Below are 23,303 nucleotides of genomic sequence, written 5' to 3'. Positions count from 1 at the left end.
GGTGTCCGCGATGTGGGACGGTGGAATGGTCGAGACCAATTTTATGCCGGTCCCGGACCGGGCGAATTCCCGGCGCGACGGCATAGCGCGGCTATTGTCAAGCCGACCTCAGTATGGTCTTTTTCCGTTGATCGGATCCCGTCGTCCGCCGGGTGCGCCGCGGCGCGCGGCGCCGTATTTTCCCGTGGTCCGTCCTAACCGGACCGGCCGTCGCGCCGCACTTGTTTCCCCGGAAGGTGTTCATGAGACGGGTTTCCCTCGGGCTGGCCGCCCTCGTCGTCGCCGGAGGGGCGGTCGCCGCGGGCGCGCCCGCCGCCGCCGTCCCGGCCGCGCACGACGGCGTCTATGTCGTCATGCTCAAGGACCAGCCGGCGGCCGCCGCGGTCCCGCACAGCGCCCGGCTCGACCGGACCGCGCCGTCGGTCCGCGACTACGTCGGACAGCTCGGCGCGCGCAAGACCGCGCTGCTGGCCCGGGTTCCCGGTGCCCAGCGGGTCGCGGATTACAGCTACGCGGGCGCCGGGTTCGCGGCGAAGATGACACAGGCGCAGGCTTCGACGCTCGCCGCGCGCCCGGACGTCCTCTTCGTCGCCCCGGACACCGAACGTCAAGGCGCTGACTACGAAACGCCGTCGTATCTCGGCCTCACCGGCCGCGACGGCGTGTGGAACCGCCTCGGCGGCACCGCTCGCGCCGGCGACGGCGTGATCATCGGCGACATCGACAGCGGTATCACCCCGGAGAACCCGGCGTTCGCCGCGCTCCCTCCGTCGCCGAGCGACCGCGCGATCGCCCGCCGCTGGCACGGTTCGTGCGACCCCGGCAAGACCGGCCCGGCGATCGTCTGCAACAACAAGCTCATCGGCGCGAAGGTCTTCGGCCCGGGCACGGTCGACGCGGTGCCGGACGAGTACTTCGGCTCGCCGCGCGACTACGACGGCCACGGCACGCACACCGCCAGCACCGCCGCGGGCGACTACGGCGTGCGGATGACCGTGGACGGCAAGGACTTCGGCAAGTTCAGCGGAATGGCCCCGGCCGCCCGGGTCGCGATGTACAAGGCGTTGTGGCACAAGGCCGACAACACGACCTCGGGCAACACCAGCGACCTCGTCAAGGCGATCGACGAAGCGGTCGCCGACGGCGTGGACGTCATCAACTACTCCATCACCACCTCGACCGGCACCGTCGACGACCCGGTCGCGTACGCGTTCTACAACGCGGCCAAGGCGGGCGTCTTCGTCTCAGCCGCTGCCTCCAACAACGGGGCCGGCGCGAGCACCGTCCAGAGCAACTACCCGTGGGTGACCACCGTCGCCGCGGGTACGGACAACGTCGCCCACCACACCACGCTGACCCTCGGCAACGGCGCGACCTACGTCGGCGTCGGCCTCGGCTCCGCGGTTCCGTCGGCTCCAGTCGCGCTGCCCGCGCAGGTCGGCTTGCCGGGCGCGGATCCGGTGAAGCTCGCGCAGTGCTATTCGAAGGAATGGGACCCGTCGCTGCCTGGTGGCGTGCTCGACCCGGCGAAGGTCAAGGGCAAGATCGTGGTCTGCGATCGCGGCGCCAACGATCGCGTCGACAAGAGCCGCGCGGTCGCCGAAGCGGGCGGCATCGGGATGGTGCTGGTCAACCCGGGGCCGAACACGCTCAACGCCGACCTGCACGCGGTCCCCACCGTGCACCTCGACCCGGCTGCGGGCGCCCCGGTGAAGGCCTACGCCGCCAGCACCGCGAACCCGACCGCCGCCCTGTCGGCCAGCCGCGACGACCAGGTCACCGCACCCCTCGTGGCGTCGTTCTCCAGCCGCGGCCCGGCCCAGGCGACCGGCGGCGACCTGCTCAAACCCGATCTGCTCGCGCCCGGCGTGGACATGCTCGCCGCGGTCGCGCCGGTGAACCACAAGGGACGGCAGTTCGACTTCGAATCCGGCACGTCGATGGCCACGCCGCACGTCGCCGGCCTGGCCGCGCTGCTGGCCGGCGCGCATCCGGACTGGTCGCCGATGGCGATCAAGTCGGCTCTGATGACCACCGCGAACCCCCAGGGCACGGACGGTAAGCCGATCCGCACCGACTCTGGTGCCGAGGCGACGCCGTTCGACCGAGGAGCCGGTCAGGTCACGCCGGGCGCGGCGCTGGCGTCCGGGCTGGTCTACGACAGTACCGCCGAGGACTGGGACGCGTTCCTGTGCGGCCAGGGTTCGGTGCCGCCGTCGGGGAGGTGCTCCGCGTCGATGCCCGCCACGGATCTGAACGTGCCGTCGTTCGGCGTCGGCTCGCTCGCCGGGACCCAGACCGTGACGCGCACGTTGACGAACCTGGGCCGTCAGGCGTGGGCCGGGCGCGTGAGCGTGCAGGAGCCGCCGGGCGTGACCGTGCGGGTGCAGCCGTCGATCCTGGTGGTGCCGCCGGGTGCCAAGCAGAAGTTCACCGTGACGTTCACCCGGACCACCGCGTCCTACGGCCAGTTCGTCTTCGGCAGCCTCGCTTGGCGGCCGTGGACGCCGGGCCCGGACGTGCGGAGCCCGATCGCGGTGCGCCCGGCGCAAGTCGCGGCACCCGCCGAGGTGCGCGGTAACGGAACCACTGGCACCGCAACGGTTTCCGTGCGGCCCGGCTACTCCGGCACCCTCGCCACGACCGTCGACGGACCGGCGCCCGCGACGGAGAACAGCGCTCCGCTGAAGCACGCCACCGGCGCGACCTTCCCGCTGACCGCTCCGGCGGCCAACGAGCACGTCGCCAAGTTCACCGTCACCACGCCGCCGGGCACGCGGTACGCGCGCTTCGCGACCTTCGCCGCCGACGTGCCGCCCGAAACCGATGTCGACCTGTACGTCTACCACGCTGGAACCGCCGATCTGGTCGCGCAAAGCTCCTTGACCGGATCGAACGAATGGGTCGCGCAGGACGCGCCCTCCGGTGCTTACGACGTGTACGTCGACCTGTCCGCCGGGAGTGATCAGACCGTTCGGGTGCAGACCTGGATGCTCGGCGCGGCCAATGGGACGCTGAGCGTCGACCCGGCGAAAGTCTCGGCGACCAACGGGAAACCGGTCGACCTGACTACTCGCTGGACCGGTCTCGACCCCGGCCGCCGTTACCTGGCGCGGCTGTCCTATTCGGACGGTTCGACGGTCGCGCCGACCAGTACGCTGCTGCCGATCACCACCTGACCCGCGAGGGCCCGCCGCTCCTCCCCAAGAGCGGCGGGCCGACGCGGGGTGGCTCAGGCGAGCCGCAGTCCGTAGGACGACATTTCCCGGGACAGCGGGTAGAAGTAGCTGGTCTGCGTGTTGCCGCCGGACAGCGTGCCGAGCCCGGCCGACCCGTCGTACGCCGGGCCGCCGGAGTCGCCGTGGTCGGTGTGCGCGGTGGTGCCGAATTCGTGGTTCAGCACGCCGACGTCGAAGTTCACCGACTCGTCGACCGAGGTGACCTCGCCGCTGCCGCCGCCGGTCGTCTGGCCCATCTTCCGGATCTGCTCGCCGACGGTCGGGGTGCCGACGCTGGTGATCCGCTGCCCGGTGTTGATCGCGCCGGGCCCGGTGCCGTTCGGGCGGGTCAGCAGGCCGGAATCCGCGCCGGGGCAGTCGCTTTCGACGATCTGCGCGCCGGTGACGTTGCCGCCGCGCCAGGTGCCGCCGAGGTTGGTGCAGTGCCCGGCGGTGAGCATGAACGGCTGGCCGCCGCGGGTCACGTTGAAGCCGAGCGAACAGGTGTACTGGCCGTTGGTGATGGAGTCGCCGTCGGAAATGTAGGTCGAGAGCTTGCCCGAATGTTGTTCCACCCGAACGGAATCGCCGTACTTGGCCGCGGCGGCGCGCACCTTGGCTGCGGCAGTCGGCGAAGCGGCGTCATAGATCTTCACGACGACCTGGTTGCTTCTGGTGTCAATGCCCCACGAGGTCTGCGGAACATTCTTGACGGAGTCGAGGCCTTCCTTGACGCTCGTCAGCTCGGCGAAGCTGTGCTTGACGAGCTTCGTGGCGAAGCCAGCGGCCTCGGCCTTTTCCTGCGCGGCGGCGTCGGTCACCGTGACCACAGCCTTGCCGCGCACCAGGTAAACGCCGCCATTGCCCGCACCGAGGCTGTCGGCGACGCTGCCCGCCTGCGCAATCGACTGGGCCTGCATCTGCGAGAAGGCGAGCGGACTGGCCGAGGCGGCGTTCACGCACACGCCCGCGGCCAGTGCCGCGGCCGAAAACGCGGTGAAACCGGCGAGGAGAGTTTTCCGGGAATTCATCGAATAGTCCTCCGGATCAACGGAAACGGGACGCCGGATACTTTCGGTCCGGGAAACGGCGCGCACCACCTACGAAGGTCGGAGTACGGCCGCTTCAACGGCGAAGATCACACCAAAGGGGCAGCCTGCGGAGGAAAACCCGATCATCGATTCGGAAAGCGACGGAATCCGGCGGGGCCCGCGAAGCAGAAAGCGATTCCGCGCGCCAGCGGGGTTCGATGCCTTCCGGACAACCGGCGAGGACGCGACTTTAGAGGGGAAGGTTTTCTCGCCGCGGTTCAGGTCAGGCTGCTGGCACCGGCGAGCGAGTTCTTCAACGCTCCGGTGGCGGCGGTGAGGGCCTTGGTCGCGACGGGCAGGCCGACGCTGTCGTCCCAGGTGCTCATCACCGCGACCGCGAAGGTCCGGGACCCGATCCGGACCAGGCCGGTCGTGTTGAGCACCCGTCGTCCGTCCGAGGTGCCCCAGCCCTGTTTGACCGCCCATTTCGCGCCGGGGAACGCGCGCGGGATCCCGAAGTGCTGGTCGAAACCGTCGGCGGCGTTCTGCGGAGCGCTTTCCAGCGCCTCGGTGATGAACTCGCGTTCGTCCTCGGGCAGTTCCGCGGTGATGTGCCGGTAGATCGTGATGACGTCTTCCGGCGACATTTCGGTGGAACCCCATTGACCGGCCTTGTCCGGGGGAGTCGTGTGCTTGAGCCCGAGTTTCCCGGCCTGCCGCTGGACGATCGCCGGCCCGCCGAGCTGCTGCCACAGCCGGCTGGCGACGCGGTCGTCGCTGGCCGACAGCATGGCCTGGACGTCGCTGGCCTCGCTGTCGTCGGGGACCCCGGAACGGTCGATCAGATCGAGCGCGATGAGCAGCTTCACCACCGACGCGGTGGGCTGCGGCTGGTCGGCTTTCCAGCTCACTTCCACCGCGCACGAGTCGAGGTCGGCGACCTCGATTTCCAGCCGCGGGTCGTTTCCGTTGCTCAGCAGGGCTTTCCTGGCTTCGGAGACGGCGTTCGGGTGCTTCCCCGCGACCTGGGCCGGCGCTGATTCGCACGCGGCGTGCCAGTCGGTGCCGCCGGAGTTGCTGGCCACGACGATCGCGGCGACCAGGCCTCCCGCGACGACGAGTGCGGCGATCCCCACGAGCAGCTTCATTGGCGCGAACTCCTTCGGCGACAGTCCGCTTCCTCGGGAAGCGGGAGCGAGCCGAAGGTATTGCGGCGGATGGGAGCGCTGGATCGTCCGAAAAGTCGGTCCATTCCGGCCGGTCGGCGGGCAACCCCGGCGGCGCATCGGCCATCTGGCCGATGCCGGGCGCGTCGATGCCGAATCGAGGGGTACTGCGGGGCAGAAGCCCTTCCTGTCGAGGCTAATCCACGCGAGCGGACGCAACCGGCAGCGGCTCAGGCCAACCCGGTCTGGTAGGCGATGACCACGAGCTGCGCGCGATCACGTGCGCCCAGTTTGGTCATCGCGCGCTGCACGTGCGCGCGGACGGTGAACGGGCTGAGGTACTGCCGGTCGGCGATCTCCACATTGGACAGCCCGGTCGCGACGAGAGCGACCATCTCGCGTTCGCGCGGGGTGAGCGCGGCGAGCCGTTCGGGATCGCGTGGCGGAGCTGGAGTGGCGAGGAAACGGGCCACCAGGGAGCGGGTCGCGGTGGGGGACAGGAGGGTGTCGCCGTTGGCGATCGTGCGCACGGCGTCCAGCAGGCCGGTCGCCTCGATCCCTTTGCCGATAAATCCGCTGGCCCCCGCGCGCAGGGCCTGCGCGATGTACTCGTCGGTCTCGTACGTGGTGAGGATCAGCACGCGGGTGGCACGCAGGTCCGGATCGGCGCAAATCTCCGCCGTGGCGGCGAGACCGTCCATGCCGGGCATCCGGATGTCCGCGATCACCACGTCCGGGCGCAACTCGCGCGTCCGGGCTACCGCTTCTCTGCCGTCGGCGGCCTCGCCGACCACGGTGATGTCGTCGGCGCTGTCGAGAAGGGTGCGGAAAGCACCGCGGAGCAGCGCCTGATCGTCCGCGAGAAGAACCCGGATGCCGGTCATTGTTCCGCACGCAACGGCAGCTGCGCGGCAACGGCGAAACCACCCTGGGGCCGCGCTCCCGCCGTAAGGGTTCCGCCGACCGCGGCTGCCCGTTCCCGCATCCCGAGCAGGCCGTAGCCGGGCGGGCGTTCCGGAGACGTGCGGGAGCCCCCGCCGTCGTCGGTGACAGTGACGATCACCTGGTCGCGATTCCAATCCAGGCGAACCTCGGCGTTCCCCGTGGCGGCGTGCTTGGTCACGTTGGTCAGAGCCTCCTGGATGACGCGGTAGGCGGTGAGATCCGCAGCTGGCGGCAACGGTCGGGCTGAGCCGTTTTCGTGCATCGACACCGCCAAGCCCGCGCGCCGGAACGCGCTCAACAGCGTGGGGAGCTGCGACAACCCGGGCGCTGGCTCGGAGAGCGCGGCTGTGTCGTCGGGCTGGCGTAGGAGACCGACTGTGGCCCGCAGCTCGTCGAGAGCCTGGCGAGTGGTCTTGACCAGTTCGTCGAGGCTGGTGCGGCTCTGGTCCGGGCGGGTGTCGAAGAGGTGGGCGGCGACGGTGGCCTGTGCGTTGGCCAGGGTGATCTGGTGTGCGACCAGGTCGTGCAACTCGCGGGCGATGCGGATCCGCTCCCCGGCCACCCGGCGGCGCGCCTCGCGTTCGCGGCTCTCCTCGGCCCGGCGTGCCCGTTCCTCCATCAGCGCCAGGTTGGCCCGCCGGTGCCGCGTCGAGCGACCGGCCACGGCGGCCACGAGCGGTGCCGCGGCGACGGTCGCCAGCCTGCTCGTGTCTGCCCACGAAAAGGCGGCCTCGAAGAAGGGCGGCACGACGATCAGCATCGCCGCCGAGGGAAGCAGGACCGCGAGCCGTTCGGTGTGCACGGCGAGCGAGTACGCGCAGATGACGGCGGGGGCCACCATGAGCGGGGTCGGCAGCAAACCCAGCGGCGCGATGAGCATGCCGCAGGCGGTCGTGCCGATCGCGGTCGCCACCGGCGCGCGGAACCGCGCCAGCAGCATCCCGGACGACACCGCGGCGATGAGATAGGCCAGCGCCGACGGCGGTGCCACCGTGTCGTCGACTTGCAGCGAACCGCCGAGCAGGCAGAGCGCGAACGCGATCGTGACCAGCGTTCCCTCGCGCTGCCATTCCGTCCCCCGCCACACACTTTCACCGTACGGGAAATCGTCTCGCGCCTGAGTAGTGCGTCTGCACCAAATGCGGGCCGTTCTAGTGCGCGCGCACCAGCCGAAGACGGTGTCGGCAACCGATGTGCGCCACCACGGCGGCCGACAGGGTTGAGGACGGAAACGCCCGGCGCGGAAAGGAATCTCATGACCATGACCCCGGCTCTCCCGGCCCGGATCGGGAAGGCCGCAGTCGGAGCCCTCGGCCTGCTGGCGGTGTCCTGCGGCGCCCTTGAATCGGTGGTGCAGCCGACAATCCCGCTCCTGCAACGAGAACTGGGCATGGGGCCGACCGGCGGCGCCCTGCTCGGCATCCTGCTCCCGATCGCCGGCACGCTGGCCACGCCGCTGGCCGGCCGGCTCGGCGACCGCTACGGCGGGAAACGCGTCCTGGTCCCGATGATGATCGTGGTGTGTGTCGGCGGCCTGATGTCCGCACTGGCGCCGGGCCTGCCCGTATTGCTGATCGGCCAGTTGCTGCAGGGCGCGATGGTCGGTGCGCTGCCGCTGTCGTTCGTCATCGTGCGCAAATACCTGTCCGCGGGCGAGTCGAAGGTGGCCATCGGAGTCGTCAGCGGATTCTTCGTGGGCGGCGGAATGGCGGGCACGCTGCTGGCCGGTCCGGTGGCGGAACAGCTGTCGCGGCACTGGATGTTCGCGCTCCCGACGTTCGCCGTCATCGCGGCCACCCTTCTCGTGCTCCGGCTGGTCCCGAAAGATCCGGCGGACCGCCCGGACGACGCCGGTTTCGACTGGCCCGGCCTCGCCCTGCTGAGCGGCGCCCTGATCACCTTCATGCTCGGCCTCAACCTCGCCCCCGACCTCGGGCCGCTCGCGCTTCTCGGCCTGGTCTTGCTGCTGGCCGCCTTCGTGGCCGGCTGGATCGCCGTCGAACGCCGCGCGGCCTCGCCGATGATCGACCTGCGCCTGCTGGCCCGGCCGATGATGTGGAAATCGAGCGTCCTGACATTCCTGATCTGCGTCGGCACCGCGATGTCGATCTTCCTCGTCACGCAGCTGTGGAGCGCGTCCGGCGACGGATACGGCTTTGCCGCCAGCCCCACCGAAATCGGCCTGTTCCTGGTGCCCGGCACGGTAGCCGCGACCCTGGCGGGCCCGCTTGGCGGAGGCTGGGAACGCCGCTCCGGCTCCCGCGCGGTAGCGACCATCGGAGTCGTCGTCATGGCCGTCGCACTGATCGGCATGGCGGCCGTGCACTCCGCCGCGTGGCATCTCGTGGTCGGCAAGGCCCTGGTCGCGCTCGCCAACGGCCTGATCGTCACCGCGATGACGACCAGCGTCGCCACCTCCGTCGCCTCGACCGAGACCGGCGTCGCCACCAGCCTGGTCCTGGTGACCCGCGTGCTCGGCATGGCGACCGGCGGAATGCTCGGCGGCGTTCTCCTAGACGCCGGAAACTCGTCCGAATCGTCTTACGCCACCGGCTTTCTCCTCGCCGGCGTCGTCACGTCGCTGGCCCTGCTTATTACCCGCACTATGCACAAAGGAGCCAAAGCATGACCCAGTCGCCTAAGGTGTTGATCTCCGGGGCCAGCATCGCCGGCCCCGCACTCGCGTACTGGCTAACCCGCTACGGATACACCGTCACGGTGGTAGAAAAAGCCGCCACAGTCCGAAGCGGCGGCTACCCCATTGACATCCGCGGCACCGCACTGGAAGTCGTCCGGCGAATGGGAATCCTGCCGCAATTGCGCGAGTCGCACATCGACCTGCGCCGCCTAACCTTCCTCGCCGGCGATGGCAGCGAAGTAGCCTCGATCCACCCCCACGCCGTCACCGGCGGCGTCAGCGACCGAGACCTCGAAGTACGCCGCGGCGACTTAACCGACGCCCTCTACACCGCGGCCCGCGACGACGCAGAATTCCTGTTCAACGACTCCATCGACACCCTGGACCAAACTGCTGACCAGGTCGACGTCACCTTCCGCAGCGGCCGCCAACGCACCTTCGACCTGGTATTCGGCGCAGACGGCCTGCACTCGCGCACCCGGGAACTAGTGTTCGGCCCCGAACCGCAATTCCACCGATACCTGGGCTATTGCTTCGCCATTTTCCCCATGCGCAACATCTTCGGCCTCTCCCGCGAGACCGTCATGTGGAACACCCCTGGCCGGGCCGCCGCGCTCTACGCCACCGGAAAGGACGACGAGGTCCACGCCTTCCTGAACTTCGCCCAGCCGGAACCTCCGTTCGGCACAACCCCGCGTTCCCTCGTCGCCACAGTCTTCGCCGACGCGGAATGGGAAGTCCCGCGCATCCTGACCGCCATGCACGAGGCCGACGACGTGTTCTTCGACAGCGTCAGCCAAATCCGCATGCCCCACTGGCACAAGGGCCGAGTCGCACTGGTCGGCGACGCCGCGTACGCGCCGTCTTTCCTTACCGGCCAAGGATCCAGCCTCGCCCTGGTCGGCGCCTACATGCTCGCTGGCTCCGTCGCCGCTGCCGGATTGGCCGCCTACGAACGCGACACCCGTGATTTCGTGACAGCCAACCAGGAACTAGTCGGCAACGGCGGCGCCACGCTGTTCCCGACCACCGCCCAAGCCCTGAAACAACGCAACGACCGCTTGCGCAAACTCAGCACCATGCCGAGTGAGCCACGAGCGGCCCACTCGGCCCTAGCGCTGCCGGAATTCCTGCCGATGAGGTGAGGTCAGCACCACACCCACGCGGTGGTGATCGTTTTGCGGGAATCCAGCAGCCGTGAGGTCCACGCGGCGGTATCGTCCCACTTGTAGTCCCAATAGATGACCCGGAACGAGTTGCCGTGCGCTATCGCGGCGTCGTAATAGTCGCGGATGGGATGCCCGTCGCAGCCGTCCAGGTTCCACCATTCCGGCTGCGACGGGGCATGATGCGCCAGCCTGATGCAGGCCCGCCCCGCGTGGCACACGAAGTCCCAGAACCCGCCGGATTCAGTCGATGCTTGCGCGGGCGTCGCGAGTGTTCCGGCCATGGCCGCGGCCATCGCGAGGCTCGCCAGTACCTTGCGAAAACGATTGATCATGTCTGTCACTCCCCACATTCCCCCTGAACGCAGACGCAAGAGAGTCTATCGAGACTATTGATCACCGTCAGTACGGCAACGTGGTGAATTTTCGGCGCGCGACGCCGCTGTGCCGCATTCGACCGGTACTAGGTTTCCTGGTTGGCGAGGGCGAGGAATCGGGTAGGCGCACAACCGGTGAGCGCGCGGAATTCGCGGTTGAAATGGGGTTGGTCGGTGTAGCCGCAGCGGAGGGCGACGTCCGGCAGGCGCGGGGGTTCGGGGCGTGCGAGCAGTCGTAGTGCGTGGTGGAAGCGGGCGATTCTGGCGAATGTTTTGGGCGGGATGCCGATCTGGGCGTGGAAGCGGGCTTCGAAGTGGGAACGGCTCCAGCCGACCTGCTCGGCGACAGCGGCGATCGGCGTGCGGCCGTGGGCGGCGCCGAGCAGGTCCCAGGCGGCTTGGACCGGAGCGGCCAGTCGTGCGTCGGGGTGCAGTCGTTCGGTGAGCCAGTGGTCGAGCAGGGCGAATCTGGCCGTCCACCCGGGGGTTTCGGCCAGCTGTTCGATGAGGTGTGCCGCGGGTGTGCCGAGCAGTTCGGTGATTCCGGCGTAGGCGGGCAGTTCTTTGAGCGGCATTCCGAACAGGGCGTGCGCGCCGAGCGGGGTCAAGCCGATCACCATGCCGTGGTCGGTGCCGGATTGTTCGAAGACCAGGGGGCCGGACTGGATTCCGACGACCGGCGAGGGCGGTTCGCGCGCGTCTGCGGCGAGCATCCGGCGGTCGAGGCGCTCGAAGTCGAGGATCACCTTGATCCCGTCGATCGGCGCGATCCGCCGGACGGCCGGGCCGGTGCCGGGGAACCTGGATCCGGCGTATCCGAAGACGTGGGCCGACAGCCGCGGGTCGGGGCGTGCGGCGACGCTTTCGCCTGCCTGTTCTTGTCCTTCGCGGCGGGACAGCCCTCCCGCCCATCGGTCCATGCCTTCTCCGTCCGCGGTCGGTGCCCTGGGTGCGAAGCGCTGCTTTCGACGACCGTAGCCGGTTGGCGCCGGGGGCGGAAGATCGTGCGTTTGTCCAAGACCGCGGTCGGTGTTCCGGCTTATCGTGCGTGGCCGGCAAAGGGGGACGGGAGGTTGTGCGGAGTTGGTTGTGCGGTGTGCGCTCGCGACGCCGCACAACCTCCCGACGGCTAGAAGTGAACCTCGGGGATGGGCCTGTCGAAGGGAGCGGGGGGTGGGATTTCGGCTGCTCGGGCCGGTGCAGGTGCTCGATCCGGCGGGCGCTCAGAAGAGCTTGGCACCGAGTTCCACGCTGAGCGCCGCCGTGATCGCGGTCTGCTACGGCTAAGCCTGCTCGGCGGCGGTCTCTTGTTCGGCACCGCCAGTCCGGACGGGGCAAAGCCCAGCGACGACGACCCCGAAATTCGGGTACCTCGTTGCTGGGCTTTGCGTTCGCCGTGCTCCTCGGCAGGCACCCCGATCACCCCCAAGCGACCGGCAATTCATGCACCCCGTAAATGTTCATATTGGTCCGCAACGGCACCTCCCCAGCCGGCACCGCCAGCCGCAGCCCCGGGAACCGACGCAGCAACCCCTCGAACCCAGCCCGCATCTCGATCCGGGCCAGCTGCTGCCCCAAGCACTGATGAATCCCATGCCCAAAAGCCACCTGCCCACGCACCTTCCGATGCACATCAAGCACATCCGGATTCTCAAACCGCCCCGGATCACGGTTGGCAGCCAGCAGCGAAACCACGACAGTAGAACCAGCCGGAATCAATTCGCCGCCGAGTTCAATATCCTCCGTCGCGTACCGATAGAAAATGTCCGCCACCGACAGATACCGCATCAGCTCTTCCACCGCATTGGGGAACAGCGTCGGATCCGCGCGCAGTTCAGCCAGCTGCGCGGGGTTCTCGAGCAGCGCGAAAGCACCGAGCGACAGCATGTTCGCGGTGGTCTCGTGCCCGGCCAGCAACAGCAGGAACGCCATGCCGGTCAGCTCTTCGATACTGAGGTCCTCGTCGCGGGCCAGGTCGGAGAGGATGTCGTCGCCGGGCTCGGCGCGCTTGTCCGTGCACAGCTGGCCGAGGTAGCCCATCATCGCGCCGAAGGCGGCCATCTTGTCTTCCAGGTTCACGTCCCGTTCCATGAACTTCGACGAGTTCGCCTGGAAGGTCTCGCGGTCGGCGTACGGGACGCCGAGCAGTTCACAGATCACCAGCGACGGCACCGGCAGCGCGAATTCCCGCACCAGATCCACCGGCTGCGCGAGCTGTGCGACCGCGTCCAGCTGCTGTTCGGTGATCGCGATGATGCCGTCTTCGAGCTGCTTCATCCGCTTGACGGTGAACGCGCCGGTCAGCTTGCGCCGCAACCGGGTGTGGTCGGGCGCGTCCATGCTGATGAACAGGCCGGGGATCTGCGGCGACGGTTCGGTGGCGACCGGCATCCCCGGCGTCTCGTACGGCACGTGGGTCACGCCGAGGTCCCCGCGGCTGCTGAACCGGGCGTCGGACATCACCTGGCGGACCGCGTCGTACCCGGTGACCAGCCAGCCCTCGTGGCCGTCCGGGAAGAGCATCGGGCTGACCGGGCGGGTCTCGCGCAGCGCGGTGATCGCGGCGGGCGGGTCGAACGGGCCGGCGTCGCGGTCCATCGGCAGGCCGCGGACCGGGGAAACCTGCTGGCTCATCGGAAATCCTCTCGTGGTGGCTTGATGTCACCACGATCTCCGGGAGGCCAGACACCGGACTGTCACCGCCCTGACACGAGCTGGGCGCCGTGTCAGAGAACGAGCGTCACCAGCTCGGTCCACTCGCCCGCCGCGCCCTCCCGAGCGGCCTGGTCGAACGCCTCGTCGCCGAGGTGGCTGCGCGCCTGCTGTTCGATCCGCGGTACGTCCGGGTTTGCCAGGTCTTTCCGCCCGAGCACCCGCGCGCTCGCCGCCAGCAGGCGCGCGGCGTGGTCGTGCTGTTCCTGCCGTAACGCCAGGTCAGCGACCCCGACGAGCGCCTGCGCGATCTCCGGCGCGCGTCCGGTTTCCGCCGCCGCCCGGCAGGCCGCGGCACGGTGTTCGCGCGCCTCGTCGAGGTCGGCGGCGAACCAGGCATGCAGGTCGTGGGTCGCGGCCCGCAGATGCGGTTGCTGCGCTTCCTCGCCCAGCAGGCTCATCGCGTGGCCGAACTGGTCGAAGGCGTCCCGCGCGTTGCCGTTCCACCGGGCCAGCTCCGCCCGGACCAGCGCGAGCGAGGCCAGCGTCCCCGGCCAGGTGACGCCTTCCGCGAGGCTTTCCGCCTCGGCCACCGCGGCGGCGCTGGCGTCCTTGTCGCCCGCGAGCCAGTGCAGCCGGGCCTGCCGCATGCGCATCTGGACGACGTCGTCCAGCGCGTCCAGTTCGGCGACGACCGCGATTGCCTGGTCGAAATGCTCGCTGGCCTCGGCGAACTCGCCGCGCATGGCCACGCAGCCAGCCAGTTCGGTCTGTGCGAACGAGATGCCGAACCGTTCGCCCAGCACCCGGAACTCGACCAGTGACTCGTCGAACCAGGATTCGCTGTCCTGGCCGAGCGCCATCCGGATCTTGCCGATGTGCAGCCGGGACAACGCGCGCACCCACGGATCGTCGTCGTCCAGCAGCGACTCCCAGGCGGGCAGGAGCGCGTCCGTGTCGCCCAGCATCATTTCCAGCGGCACCGCCAGCCGCAGCGCCGCGTGGCTGTGCCGGACGTGCTTGCCGAACTCGTACGCCTTGTGGATCCACTCCGCGGCTTCCGGCACGTCGCCGGGACCGGACGTGACGAACATCGAGGTCAGGGCATACACCACGGCTTTGGTTTCGTCCGGGACCTCGCCCGGAATCGCGATCGCGGCGCTGATCAGCTCCATGCCCTCGGCCTTGTGGCCCACCAGCCACCAGTACCAGCCGCACGCGGCCGCGAGCCGCATCGCCGAGCGCGCGTCGCCGTCCGCGAGCGCGCCGCGCATCGCCGAGACGAGATTGTCGTTCTCTGCCTTGAGAACGGCGAGCCACTCCAGCTGTTCGCCACGGCGCAGATGGGGTTCCGCGGTCTCGGCCAGCTCGGTGAAGTACGCGAGATGCGCCTGCCGGGCGAGGTCCGTTTCCCCGGCCTCCGCGAGCCGGACGGCGCTGTACTCCTTGATCGTGCCGAGCATCCGATACCGCGGCGCGCCTTCGCCGAACGCGACGAGCAGCGACTTGTCGCTCAGCGCGGTGAGCAGGTCCAGCACCTCATACTCGTCGACCAGTTCGCCCGCGCAGACCCGCTCCGCAGCCTCCAGGCTCGCGCCGCCGGCGAACACCGACAGCCTGCTCAGCACGAGCCGTTCGCCGTCGCTGAGCAGTTCCCAGCTCCAGTCGACCATCGCGCGCAACGTCCGGTGCCGGGGCAGCGCGGTGCGGCTGCCGCCGGTCAGCAGCCGGAACCGGTCGGCCAGCCGGTCCGCGAGCTGCTCGGCGGACATCGTGCGAAGCCGGACCGCGGCCAGCTCGATCGCGAGCGGCATCCCGTCCAGCGCAGTGCAGATCCGGCCCAGCGTCCGGTCGTCGACGAGGTCCTGACGTCGCGTCGTCGCCCGGTCCCGCAGCAGCTGGACGGCCTCGGCGCGGGCGAGCGGTTCGACCGGCCACAGTGCCTCGCCGGTGATCCCCAGCGGTTCCCGGCTCGTCGCGAGAATCCGCAACCCGCGGCACTCGCCGAGCAGCCGATGCGCGAGGGCGGCAGCGGACTCGATGACGTGCTCGCAATTGTCCAGCACCAGCACCATTTCGCGGTCGCGGATCGCGGAGACGAGCCGGTCGACCGGATCCGCCGCGGACGCTTCGCCGAGCAACGCGTCGCGCAGCCCGAGCCCGGACAGCGTGGCCTGCGCGACGTCGTCGCCGGTTCCGATGGCGGCCAGCTCCACCAGCCACGCGCCGTGGTGCAGCTCGCCGACCAACGTGCGGGCGGTTTCCGTGGCCAGCCGGGTCTTTCCCGAGCCGCCGGGTCCGATCAGGGTGGTAAGCCGATGCCCCGACACCAGATCGCGGACCGCGGCGACATCCGCTGCTTTGCCGACATAGCTGGTGAACTCGGCGCGCAGGTTGGTCTTGCGGCTCTCCTCGCGCCGCCCCACCTCGCCCCGCAGCAACGCGACGTGCAACGCCGACAGCTCGGGCGACGGGTCGGCGCCCAGCTCGTCGGCCAGCGTCTCCCGGATGCGCTGAAACGCTTGCAACGCCTCGGTATTGCGACCCGCGGCAGCCAGCGCACGCATCAGCGCGGCGACAAGCCGTTCCCGAACCGGGTGCGCGGCCACCAGGTCAGTCAGTTCCGCGACGAGATCCGCGCCGTGCCCGAGATCGATCTCCGCCTCGAACCGGTCTTCCATCGCCGCCAGACGCAGGCCTTCCAACCGGGTGGCCGCCGCGTCGAACGCCTCGCTCTCCTGCAAGCCGACGTCCTGCATCGCCGGCCCGCGCCACAACTCCAGCGCCTCGCGCAGCCGCCCAGGCCCGCGGTCCTCCCGAGCCTGGGCGACGAGCCGCTCGAAGCGCACCGCGTCGACCGCGTCCGCGTCGATCGCCAGCCGGTACCCGTCCGTCAGCCCTTCGACGACGGCACCCGGCAGTGCCTTGCGCAGCCGGGACACCAGGCGTTGCAGGGCATTCGCCGCGTCGGCGGGCGGGTGCTCGCCCCAGATCCAGTCGATCAACGTCGCCTTCGGCACCACCTGCCCAGGCCGGAGCGCGAGCGCGACGAGCAACCCGCGCAACCGCGCGCCCGGCACATCGGCCAGGTCGCCGTCGCGGACCTCGAACGGGCCCAGGATCTTGATCTGCACCTGCTAGATCCTGCCATCCGCCCGGACGGTCAGGCAGCGGAATAGAGCACGATGTCGTCGAGCCGCGTGCGAGCGTGGACCTTGAGCGTGACGCCCGAGCCCTCCGGCGTGCCGAGCGTGCTCCGCACAAGACCCTTCGTGCTCTTCGCGTCCACGTCGGCGGCCGTGCCCGCACTGACGCCGACCTCGATCCCGCCAGCCGCGTTCGACAGCTCCACCTGCCCGCGCGTGACCCGCCCGATCCGGATCGGGCAGTTGGCCGCCTTGGCGACGACGCTCCCGTCGGCCGTCTCGATGGCGAAGCTGCCGTTCGACCCGCCGAGGTCCACGTCGGACCGGGCGTGGCCGATCCACACCTCGCCGCTGGTGCCCTGGTAGCGGATCTCGCCGTCGACCTCGCCGATCCGCAGACCCGCCGCGCTGCCCTCGATGACCGCGTCCCCAGCGACCCGCCCGACCGCGAGCCCGCCCGCGCCGAGGTTGCCGCGCAGCGCGCCGACCTGGTCGAGCTGGACCTGCCCCGAGCCGATGTTGACCGCACAATCGCCGAGAACGCCGTCCGCCCGCACCTCGGTCCAGGCCGTGTTCAAGACCAGCTTGGACCCGGCGGGCAGCTCGATCGAGATGTCGACGGAGCCGGTCTGACGACCGGACTTGGTGGTCTTGACGGCCAGCACACCGCCGTCGAAGCCGACCTTGGTCTTCTCGGCGACCTTCACATCGGTGGAGTTCGCCGCGTCGACCGGCCGCACCCGCACGACGGTCTCGGTGCTCTGACCAGCGGTGATCCGGACGCGGGCACCGGCGGTGGTGACGGTGGCGGTGATGGGGGCGGGGGTGGTGAACGTGGACATTTTGGGTTCTCCCTGGTTGGGTTTGCGGTTCGTTGTGACCACATTCGCCAGCCGGGCGGACATGGGGCTGTCATGGCGCGGACGCGGGGGAGAGCCGGTGTCAGGACCGGTGTCAGCGGAGGACATTTCGTGGCCGGCGATGCTCTGGCTCGGCGGCGCGCAGGGCGCGGGGAAGTCAACGATCGCGTGGCTGTTGAGCCGCCATCTCGACCTGCCGCTGCATCCCGTGGACCTGTGGGCCTACGACCACTTGGAGCGGCTGCCCGCCGCGAGCACCACACTCGACGAAGAACTCGCGCAGGGCCCGGAGCAGGCCGCTTCCGCCTTCGTCGCCACCACGCACGCGCGCCTGCCGCTCGTCATCGCCGACGTGCGCGCCCGAGCCACGGAACCGGTGCCCGTCCTGGTCGAGGGGCCGCAGCTGATGCCGTCGATGGCCGCCTCGCTGCCGATGGGAAGCGCCGTCTTTCTCCTCCCCACGCCGGAGCGGACGCGGGCGGCGCGCACGTCTCGGCCGGATACTCCTCCGGAGCGGTTCGAACGTCTCGTCGCTCGCGACACCGTGCTCGCCGACCTGATCCGCAGCGAGGCCGCTGCCGCGGGTCTCCCAGTGATCGAGGTGCCCGAGAACCCGGACTGGCCGGCGACGTACGACGCCGTGTACTCCGCTCTCGAACCTGGCATTACCGGCAAGCTGGCGGCGGGGCGCGAACTGGCCTCGCAGCGAGCGTTCGAGAACGACATCGCCGCCCGGCAGGGACGGCTCTGGGCGGCGGCCACCGGACAGGCCGTGATCCCCGGCAGCACCACGGTGCCGTACCGATGGGCCTGCGAATGCGGAGCCAGCGGCTGCACCGACCGCAGCCCGCTCGGCACGCCGCCGCCGCGTCCAGCGCGATGAGGGATGCGCGACCGCGGTCAGTCGGCTTCCGCGTCGCCACCAGGAAGCAGGTCGAGGAGCCGCTGCCGTTCCGGCTCGAGAGTGCGTTCCGCGACCGCCTTGCGAACCGCATCCGGCGCGATGGCGGCGAGATCGCGTAACAGCCGGGGTCGCATCGAGGCGCGCTGCTGCGTGGCGTGGAAAGCGAGATCGGCCGCCCAGTCCGGATTAGCGTGGATCAGCGCGTGTGCGTTGGCCCAGACCCACTTCGGATCGTGATCGAGCAGCGTGCCCGCGGTGTCGTCCGCGCCGATGCCCGACAGCGCCAGCTCCTTCGCCAGAGCCAGCGCTGGCTGGTCGGCGGCTCGGCCGGTGTCCAGGAGACGGGTGTGCAGCAAGAGCACCGCGTCGTCGAGCAGCGGCACGGACGGGGCACCCGGGCCGGGAGTCTCGGCCAGCCAGTCCCGGCGCGCGAGGATCAGGTCGGTGACGCGTTCCGCGCCGGGAGCCTTCCGCTCGGTGGTGAAGAAGCTGAGGGCACCCGAAACCAGGCGTGGGTCCGTGGCGGACAAGAGGCCGGCGATCGCCGTGCTCAACGCCGCCCGTTCCCGCGAGAGCAGGTGGAACAGCCGGACCAGCCACGCCTGGCTGATCTCGATGCCGGGCGGGCGGAACGGTTCCTCCAGCATGGCGGCGGAGGCGACGTCGGCCCAGTCGGTCCCGGTCTCCAGCGGCACGCCGTCCAGGACCGCCGGCAGCGTCAGATCCGGGTGACCGGCGCAGTACCAGGCGAGTTTTTCCGGGTACAGGTCCTCCGGCTCGCCGCCGACCCAATAGGTCCAGGTCTCCAGGTGTTCCTGGCAAGCACACTGGTAGCGGCGAACCGTGCGGCCCGACGGCCCGGCCGTCCGCACTGCCTCCCCGCAATCCCGGCAGCGCAGGTGGTTGCAGCCGACCGCGATGGCCCAGCCGACCTCGAAGGGCTCGACCGGCAGCCAGTAGTCCGCTCCGACGAGCTGCGGCTGGGGGCGGCACCGTCTCGTCACGAGGCGCCTCCCTTCTTCCCCGGTTCGGCCTTCTCGTCGGGGAACTTACCGCCGCCGTAGGAGCGCAACGTCTCGGTGCTGAGGGGCTGGATGTCCCGGTACATCTTCCGCCCCTTGGTGTACGAGCAGCCGAACGGCTCCGCGGCGGCCAGCACCTCGACCAGCGAATGGTGCCGCGCGCCGACCAGGAAACCGATGCAGGCCAGCCGGGCGTCGTACTTCGGGGCCCGGAACACCACTGCCACGTTCATCATCGCATTGGTGGTTCCGGACGGGCCGGCGGCGAGCGGGATGCCGAGCGCCCGCAGCCGCTCCGCCCACTCCTTTGCCTTCCTGCCCCGCACCAGGTGCGTCTCGAACTCGCCGTCCTTCCTGATCCGCCACTCCTTGGATCCTGCCTCCCACTTCAGGGTGTGCAGGTTCGGGTCCCAATCCGGCTGGAGCGTTCGCTGCTGCGCCACCTCGCGCGGGCTCATCGGCAGGCCGAGTTCGTCGGCGCGCAGGCCGACCTCCTTGCTCCCGCCCGAGTCCCGCTTGATTCTCGACTGTCCCTGGAACTCGACTTCGGATCCTCTCCGCACAGTGGCCATGGCTCCCCGGAGGCTGCGCCGTCCTGGCCTCCGCACGGCCTTTGCCCGGATCCTCAGCTCGCGCAGGTCCAGGTCCACCGCGATGACCCAGCCCGTCACGGTGCGCCGGAACCGCTTCGGATCGACGAGGTCGGCGGCGAGCACGTTGCTGTAGAAGCTGATGATGTGGGTGAACCGCTCGGTCAGCGTGCCCTCATCGAAGACCGCCATGACCGGCTTCATCAGCATCACCTGCCGCACGGCCTCGTCCGCCTCCGCCTGCACGGCATCGAGGTCGACCACCGAACCGGCACGGGTCGCCAGTTCGACGTTGACGGCCGCGATCTTCTTGATCAGCGCGTGCAGCGCCGTGTTCGCGTGGTCCCAGGCACCTGCGGCCTCGATGAGGTACTTCTTCACCTTCGCGGCCATGCCCGCCAGAGCGGAGTTCGATGCGTGATGCTGGGCTGCCTTCCCGCCCAGCACTGCCTCGAACTTCTTCGCGTCCGCGTTGAAGTTCGGGTTGTCGCCGCCGTCGGTCTTCTTCGCGGTCGGTCCGGTCATCTCCGGGTTGATCACCCCGTAGACCGCCCACCGGCCGCCGTGGTCCACCGGCCGGAGCACGGACAGCCCGTACCGGAGGCGGATCGCGGTCAGCAGGGGCTCGATCAGCCGGCGCGCGACCGCGTTCCCGCTCAGCCGGTTGACCGCGCGGACGCCGGCGTTGACCGCGGCCCGCAACCGCTTGCGCTGGCCGTCCGGCGTGTTGTCCCGGCGGCTTGCCCGCTCCCCGGGGCGTCTCGGCCGTTTCGGTCGCCGCGGCCGGTCCGGCTTGCGTGCCTTCGCCGGCTTTCTGGGCCGCTTCGGCTTTCTGGGGTGCCCTGGTTTCGCGGGCCGCTTCTTGGGCTTGATCTTGGCCCACAGCTTCTTCACCAACCCGGCGATCTTGTCGATCACCCAGTCGATCGCCCGATTCACCGGCCGGGCGATCTTCTGGAAGATCTCCTTCACTTTGCTGGCGATGCCGCCGATGCCCAGCAACGCCGCCAGCGCCCCGATAAGCACCGGAATCGCGCGGGCCAGCGCCCGTTCCACCAATGCGGGCACGCCGCCGGTGCCGCCTCGGGCGATGGCCAGTACCGCGTCCAGTACCGCGTTGACGAATTCGATGATCTGGCGCGCGTTGGTGACGATGAAGCGGATGATGTCGATGATCATCTTGCAGGCGCGGATGAACGCCGACGCGGGATTGAACAGGGAAACGATCCACGTGATGCCCGCGATGATGATCGTGGGCAGCAAATACGAGACCAGATTGCTGATCAGGTTCTTCTTCAGATCGCCGACCCTGGTCTTCAGGTCGTCCCACATCCCGGCCACGCCCCGGGTCTTTACCTGCGCCACCAAGGGGACCGCGGTCTCGGCCGCCGCCAGGGCCTGGTTGGGAACCTTGCGGGCCAGCCGGGCGCGGATGTTCGGCCAGGACAGTCCGAGGATCATGGCGATCAGGGTCAGGATGCCGAGTACGTCGAACGTCTTGGGCAGCTGCAGGCCCATCGTCCCGCCCGTGCCCAGCAGCCAGGCCAGCACGCCGGCCTCCAGATGGCGGCCCGCGTTCTTCATGAACAGCTTCAGCCCGCCGCCGACGCCGGTGACCAGGTTGCCCAGGAAACCGACCGGGTCCTTGAGGATCGCGCCGATGGCCGCCACCGCTTTGCTGAGGATGCCCAGCAGCATGCGGCCCAGTTCGATGATGGCCTTGATGGCACCGCCGATCGCGTCGGCCGCCTTGGCCACCAGTCCCTTGTTCTTCTCCTTCTCGGCGGCTATTTCGTCGTCTACCGACTTGACCGCGTCGGCGTATTTGGTGGCCAGGGTGTCGACGAGTTCCGCACCCTTGTCGTTGACCGTGTCCTTCAGCTCGTCGAACTTGCCTTCGAACTCCGTCGCCGCCTCGCGGCCGATCGCTTTCAGGTCAGCCGGAAGCTTGTCGACCGCCGCCTTCAGCTCCTTGCGACCCGCGGCGATGCGGTCCTTGGCGCGTTTCAGCTCCGCTTCCACCGTGTCCGCGATCTCGGTGACGATCTGGTCCATCGCCGTTAGATAATGATCTCTCGCACGTTCGTAAATGCGATTAGCTTCGTCGGGGAGACCCGCGAACAGATCCCTCGTCCACCGCGCCCAGCCGAACGCGCCGCCGTAACGCTCGTCCTTGTACCGCTCCATGCCTTCTTCGTGTTCGCGGGTGAAGCGGTCGCGTGCCTCCTTCTCCTTTCTCGTGAATTGCTCGTCGACCTTCTTATCGAGGTCGGCCAGGATTTTCTCGACGTCGCACTTGGTCTGGTCGAAGACCTTCTGCAGGAGGTCGGTGACCTCTTTGCGTTTGTCCTCGTCGGTTTTCTTCGTGCCTTTCTTGCCAGTGCCGACCTGCTGACCGGTAGCCACCCGGGTCGCGTGGATGCCCGCCATCGCGGCGGAACCCTGTACAGCGGCAGTGTTCTTGACCTGTTTGAGTTCCCCAGCCTCGCCTGCGCGCAGCTTCTTCGGCGCGGCCTCCGAGTGCGCCTCCATGGTCTTTTTCTCTTTGACCGCCTTGTCGAACTGCGGTTCGCGGGAATTCTTGAACGACAACTGCTGATCGGTGACCTGTGCGTCAGCCATCTGCCGGTTGACCTGCTCCGGACCGTCCGACAGGTCCGTGGCCGACGGCGGCAGCTGATCCGGCGTCGCCTGCGCCGGGTCCGGGGCGCCCGGCTTGCCCGGCACCTTGTCCGCAGCCATCGGCACGACCGCTTTGGCATCCGGCGCCGGTTCCGGCGGCGCCGCGGTCGTGTCGGCGATCTCCTGCGCCGAAGCGTCCTTGCCCTGGCCGACCTTGCCCTGGACCTCGGTCTTGACCTCCTCGGCCTTGCCCGACTCACCGAACTTGTCCGCCTCGTCGAGGTTCTTCGGAGCCTTGTCCGCCAGTGCTTTCTTGACCGCCTGGATGAACTCCTGCTTGTTGAACTCCTTGGGCTGAGCAGCGTCCATGTCCTCGGCGTGCGCCGCCTTGCCGCGAGCCTCCTGGTCGTCCGCCGGAGCTTCCGCCGCTCCCTGAGCCGCCCCCGCCTCCGCGGCCGCCGGCGGATGGCTGGCGCCGACGGCCTTCTTCTTGGCGTTGACGTCCTTCTTCAGAGCCTGGAACTTCGGGTCCGCACCCGGCGAACGCGGGCCAGCGGCCTTCTCCTTCTTGGCCCCCTTCTCCGGGCGTTCCTCGGGTGCCTCGTCCTTCTTGTCCTTCTTGTCCGGGGCCGATGCTGGCGGTGCCTCGGCCTTCCGGACGACCGGCTTGGCCGGCGGAGCCTTCTTCGGCGCGGGCTGGGGCTTGACCGCCGCGGCCTGGCTCGCGACAGCCTGATTGCCCACCAGATTCTGGGCAGCGAGCATCATCTGCCCGGTCCAGGCGGACTGCCGGGGCTCCGCGCCTTTCGGCAGCCCACCCATCGCCGCGGTCACGGCCGCGTTCCCCACCTGCGTCCGGGCCCGGACGACGTCCGCCGTACCCGGGTCCGTCGCACTGGGCTTTTCCGGACGCCGCCGGACGACCGGCGATGCCGTCGTCGGAGTAGGCGGTCGCGGACCGCGGAC

15 protein-coding genes are annotated in these 23,303 nt (G+C 69.4%); 4 read left to right on the top strand and 11 right to left on the bottom strand.

The genetic code is table 11. From position 1 onward, the window contains the following. The first annotated feature begins 242 nt into the window (after positions 1-242). Positions 243-3,179 (top strand): S8 family serine peptidase, encoded by a 2,937-nt coding sequence (locus ACFSVL_RS21650; RefSeq protein WP_378306859.1) that lies wholly within the window; start codon positions 243-245, stop codon positions 3,177-3,179. Positions 3,180-3,232: 53 nt separating this feature from the next. Here the strand turns inward: ACFSVL_RS21650 and ACFSVL_RS21645 are convergent, their stop codons facing one another. The 4 genes from ACFSVL_RS21645 to ACFSVL_RS21630 all read right to left on the bottom strand — a co-directional run bounded on the left by ACFSVL_RS21645 (position 3,233) and on the right by ACFSVL_RS21630 (position 7,447). Then, entirely contained in the window at positions 3,233-4,249 is a 1,017-nt protein-coding gene (locus ACFSVL_RS21645; RefSeq protein ID WP_378306857.1) for a S1 family peptidase, read from the bottom strand. Between the two features lie 278 nt (positions 4,250-4,527). Next, on the bottom strand, positions 4,528-5,397 hold the full coding sequence (locus ACFSVL_RS21640) for a serine hydrolase (RefSeq protein WP_378306855.1): 870 nt from the start codon (positions 5,395-5,397) through the stop codon (positions 4,528-4,530). A 248-nt stretch (positions 5,398-5,645) separates the two neighbouring features. Next, positions 5,646-6,299 carry a response regulator gene (locus ACFSVL_RS21635; protein WP_378306853.1) on the bottom strand — a complete coding sequence of 218 codons (654 nt, stop codon included), beginning with the start codon at positions 6,297-6,299 and terminating at the stop codon, positions 5,646-5,648. Beyond that, on the bottom strand, positions 6,296-7,447 hold the full coding sequence (locus tag ACFSVL_RS21630) for a sensor histidine kinase (protein WP_378306851.1): 1,152 nt from the start codon (positions 7,445-7,447) through the stop codon (positions 6,296-6,298). Before ACFSVL_RS21630 ends, ACFSVL_RS21635 begins: the two co-directional genes overlap by 4 nt. A 168-nt stretch (positions 7,448-7,615) precedes the next feature. Between ACFSVL_RS21630 and ACFSVL_RS21625 the strand changes: the two genes are divergently transcribed. Together ACFSVL_RS21625 and ACFSVL_RS21620 are read left to right on the top strand one after the other, a co-directional pair. Then, the gene (locus tag ACFSVL_RS21625) at positions 7,616-8,989 is read left to right on the top strand and encodes an MFS transporter (RefSeq protein WP_378306849.1); all 1,374 of its coding nucleotides are present in this window, start codon (positions 7,616-7,618) and stop codon (positions 8,987-8,989) included. Further along, the gene (locus ACFSVL_RS21620) at positions 8,986-10,143 is read left to right on the top strand and encodes an FAD-dependent monooxygenase (RefSeq protein WP_378306847.1); all 1,158 of its coding nucleotides are present in this window, start codon (positions 8,986-8,988) and stop codon (positions 10,141-10,143) included. The genes ACFSVL_RS21625 and ACFSVL_RS21620 overlap by 4 nt, the downstream gene beginning before the upstream one ends. A 2-nt stretch (positions 10,144-10,145) precedes the next feature. On the opposite strand, the gene ACFSVL_RS21615 is transcribed toward ACFSVL_RS21620, so the two are convergent. The 5 genes from ACFSVL_RS21615 to ACFSVL_RS21595 form a co-directional block, all read right to left on the bottom strand. After that, on the bottom strand, positions 10,146-10,499 hold the full coding sequence (locus ACFSVL_RS21615; RefSeq protein WP_378306845.1) for a hypothetical protein: 354 nt from the start codon (positions 10,497-10,499) through the stop codon (positions 10,146-10,148). A gap of 128 nt (positions 10,500-10,627) precedes the next feature. Next, positions 10,628-11,461, bottom strand: a complete 834-nt coding sequence (locus tag ACFSVL_RS21610; protein ID WP_378306843.1) for a helix-turn-helix transcriptional regulator — start codon at positions 11,459-11,461, stop codon at positions 10,628-10,630. 499 nt (positions 11,462-11,960) lie between these two features. After that, on the bottom strand, positions 11,961-13,175 hold the full coding sequence (locus ACFSVL_RS21605) for a cytochrome P450 (protein ID WP_378306841.1): 1,215 nt from the start codon (positions 13,173-13,175) through the stop codon (positions 11,961-11,963). Positions 13,176-13,267: 92 nt separating this feature from the next. Beyond that, on the bottom strand, positions 13,268-16,327 hold the full coding sequence (locus ACFSVL_RS21600; RefSeq protein ID WP_378306839.1) for a BTAD domain-containing putative transcriptional regulator: 3,060 nt from the start codon (positions 16,325-16,327) through the stop codon (positions 13,268-13,270). A 29-nt stretch (positions 16,328-16,356) separates the two neighbouring features. After that, positions 16,357-17,181 carry a hypothetical protein gene (locus ACFSVL_RS21595; RefSeq protein WP_378306837.1) on the bottom strand — a complete coding sequence of 275 codons (825 nt, stop codon included), beginning with the start codon at positions 17,179-17,181 and terminating at the stop codon, positions 16,357-16,359. Positions 17,182-17,278: 97 nt separating this feature from the next. On the opposite strand from ACFSVL_RS21595, the gene ACFSVL_RS21590 reads away from it, so the two are divergent. Then, a complete protein-coding gene (locus ACFSVL_RS21590; RefSeq protein WP_378306835.1) occupies positions 17,279-18,082 on the top strand; it encodes a hypothetical protein in 804 nt (267 codons plus the stop codon). 17 nt (positions 18,083-18,099) lie between these two features. On the opposite strand, the gene ACFSVL_RS21585 is transcribed toward ACFSVL_RS21590, so the two are convergent. Both ACFSVL_RS21585 and ACFSVL_RS21580 read right to left on the bottom strand, forming a co-directional pair. Next, entirely contained in the window at positions 18,100-19,107 is a 1,008-nt protein-coding gene (locus ACFSVL_RS21585; protein ID WP_378306834.1) for a hypothetical protein, read from the bottom strand. Then, positions 19,104-23,171 carry a phage tail protein gene (locus ACFSVL_RS21580; protein ID WP_378306832.1) on the bottom strand — a complete coding sequence of 1,356 codons (4,068 nt, stop codon included), beginning with the start codon at positions 23,169-23,171 and terminating at the stop codon, positions 19,104-19,106. Before ACFSVL_RS21580 ends, ACFSVL_RS21585 begins: the two co-directional genes overlap by 4 nt. Between the last annotated feature and the right edge of the window lie 132 nt (positions 23,172-23,303).

The sequence above is a fragment of the Amycolatopsis silviterrae genome (assembly GCF_042684085.1).
Lineage (GTDB): Bacteria > Actinomycetota > Actinomycetes > Mycobacteriales > Pseudonocardiaceae > Amycolatopsis > Amycolatopsis silviterrae.
The sequence above is the reverse complement of the archived record's forward strand: the minus strand, read 5'-3'. Positions and strand labels throughout refer to the sequence as shown.

Bases quoted from the DNA above. Each gene is read 5' to 3' on its own strand.
- ACFSVL_RS21650 (WP_378306859.1), top strand. From the start codon at position 243: ATGAGACGGGTTTCCCTCGGGCTGGCCGCCCTCGTCGTCGCCGGAGGG.
- ACFSVL_RS21645 (WP_378306857.1), bottom strand. From the start codon at position 4,249: ATGAATTCCCGGAAAACTCTCCTCGCCGGTTTCACCGCGTTTTCGGCC.
- ACFSVL_RS21640 (WP_378306855.1), bottom strand. From the start codon at position 5,397: ATGAAGCTGCTCGTGGGGATCGCCGCACTCGTCGTCGCGGGAGGCCTG.
- ACFSVL_RS21635 (WP_378306853.1), bottom strand. From the start codon at position 6,299: ATGACCGGCATCCGGGTTCTTCTCGCGGACGATCAGGCGCTGCTCCGC.
- ACFSVL_RS21625 (WP_378306849.1), top strand. From the start codon at position 7,616: ATGACCATGACCCCGGCTCTCCCGGCCCGGATCGGGAAGGCCGCAGTC.
- ACFSVL_RS21620 (WP_378306847.1), top strand. From the start codon at position 8,986: ATGACCCAGTCGCCTAAGGTGTTGATCTCCGGGGCCAGCATCGCCGGC.
- ACFSVL_RS21615 (WP_378306845.1), bottom strand. From the start codon at position 10,499: ATGATCAATCGTTTTCGCAAGGTACTGGCGAGCCTCGCGATGGCCGCG.
- ACFSVL_RS21610 (WP_378306843.1), bottom strand. From the start codon at position 11,461: ATGGACCGATGGGCGGGAGGGCTGTCCCGCCGCGAAGGACAAGAACAG.
- ACFSVL_RS21605 (WP_378306841.1), bottom strand. From the start codon at position 13,175: ATGAGCCAGCAGGTTTCCCCGGTCCGCGGCCTGCCGATGGACCGCGAC.
- ACFSVL_RS21595 (WP_378306837.1), bottom strand. From the start codon at position 17,181: ATGTCCACGTTCACCACCCCCGCCCCCATCACCGCCACCGTCACCACC.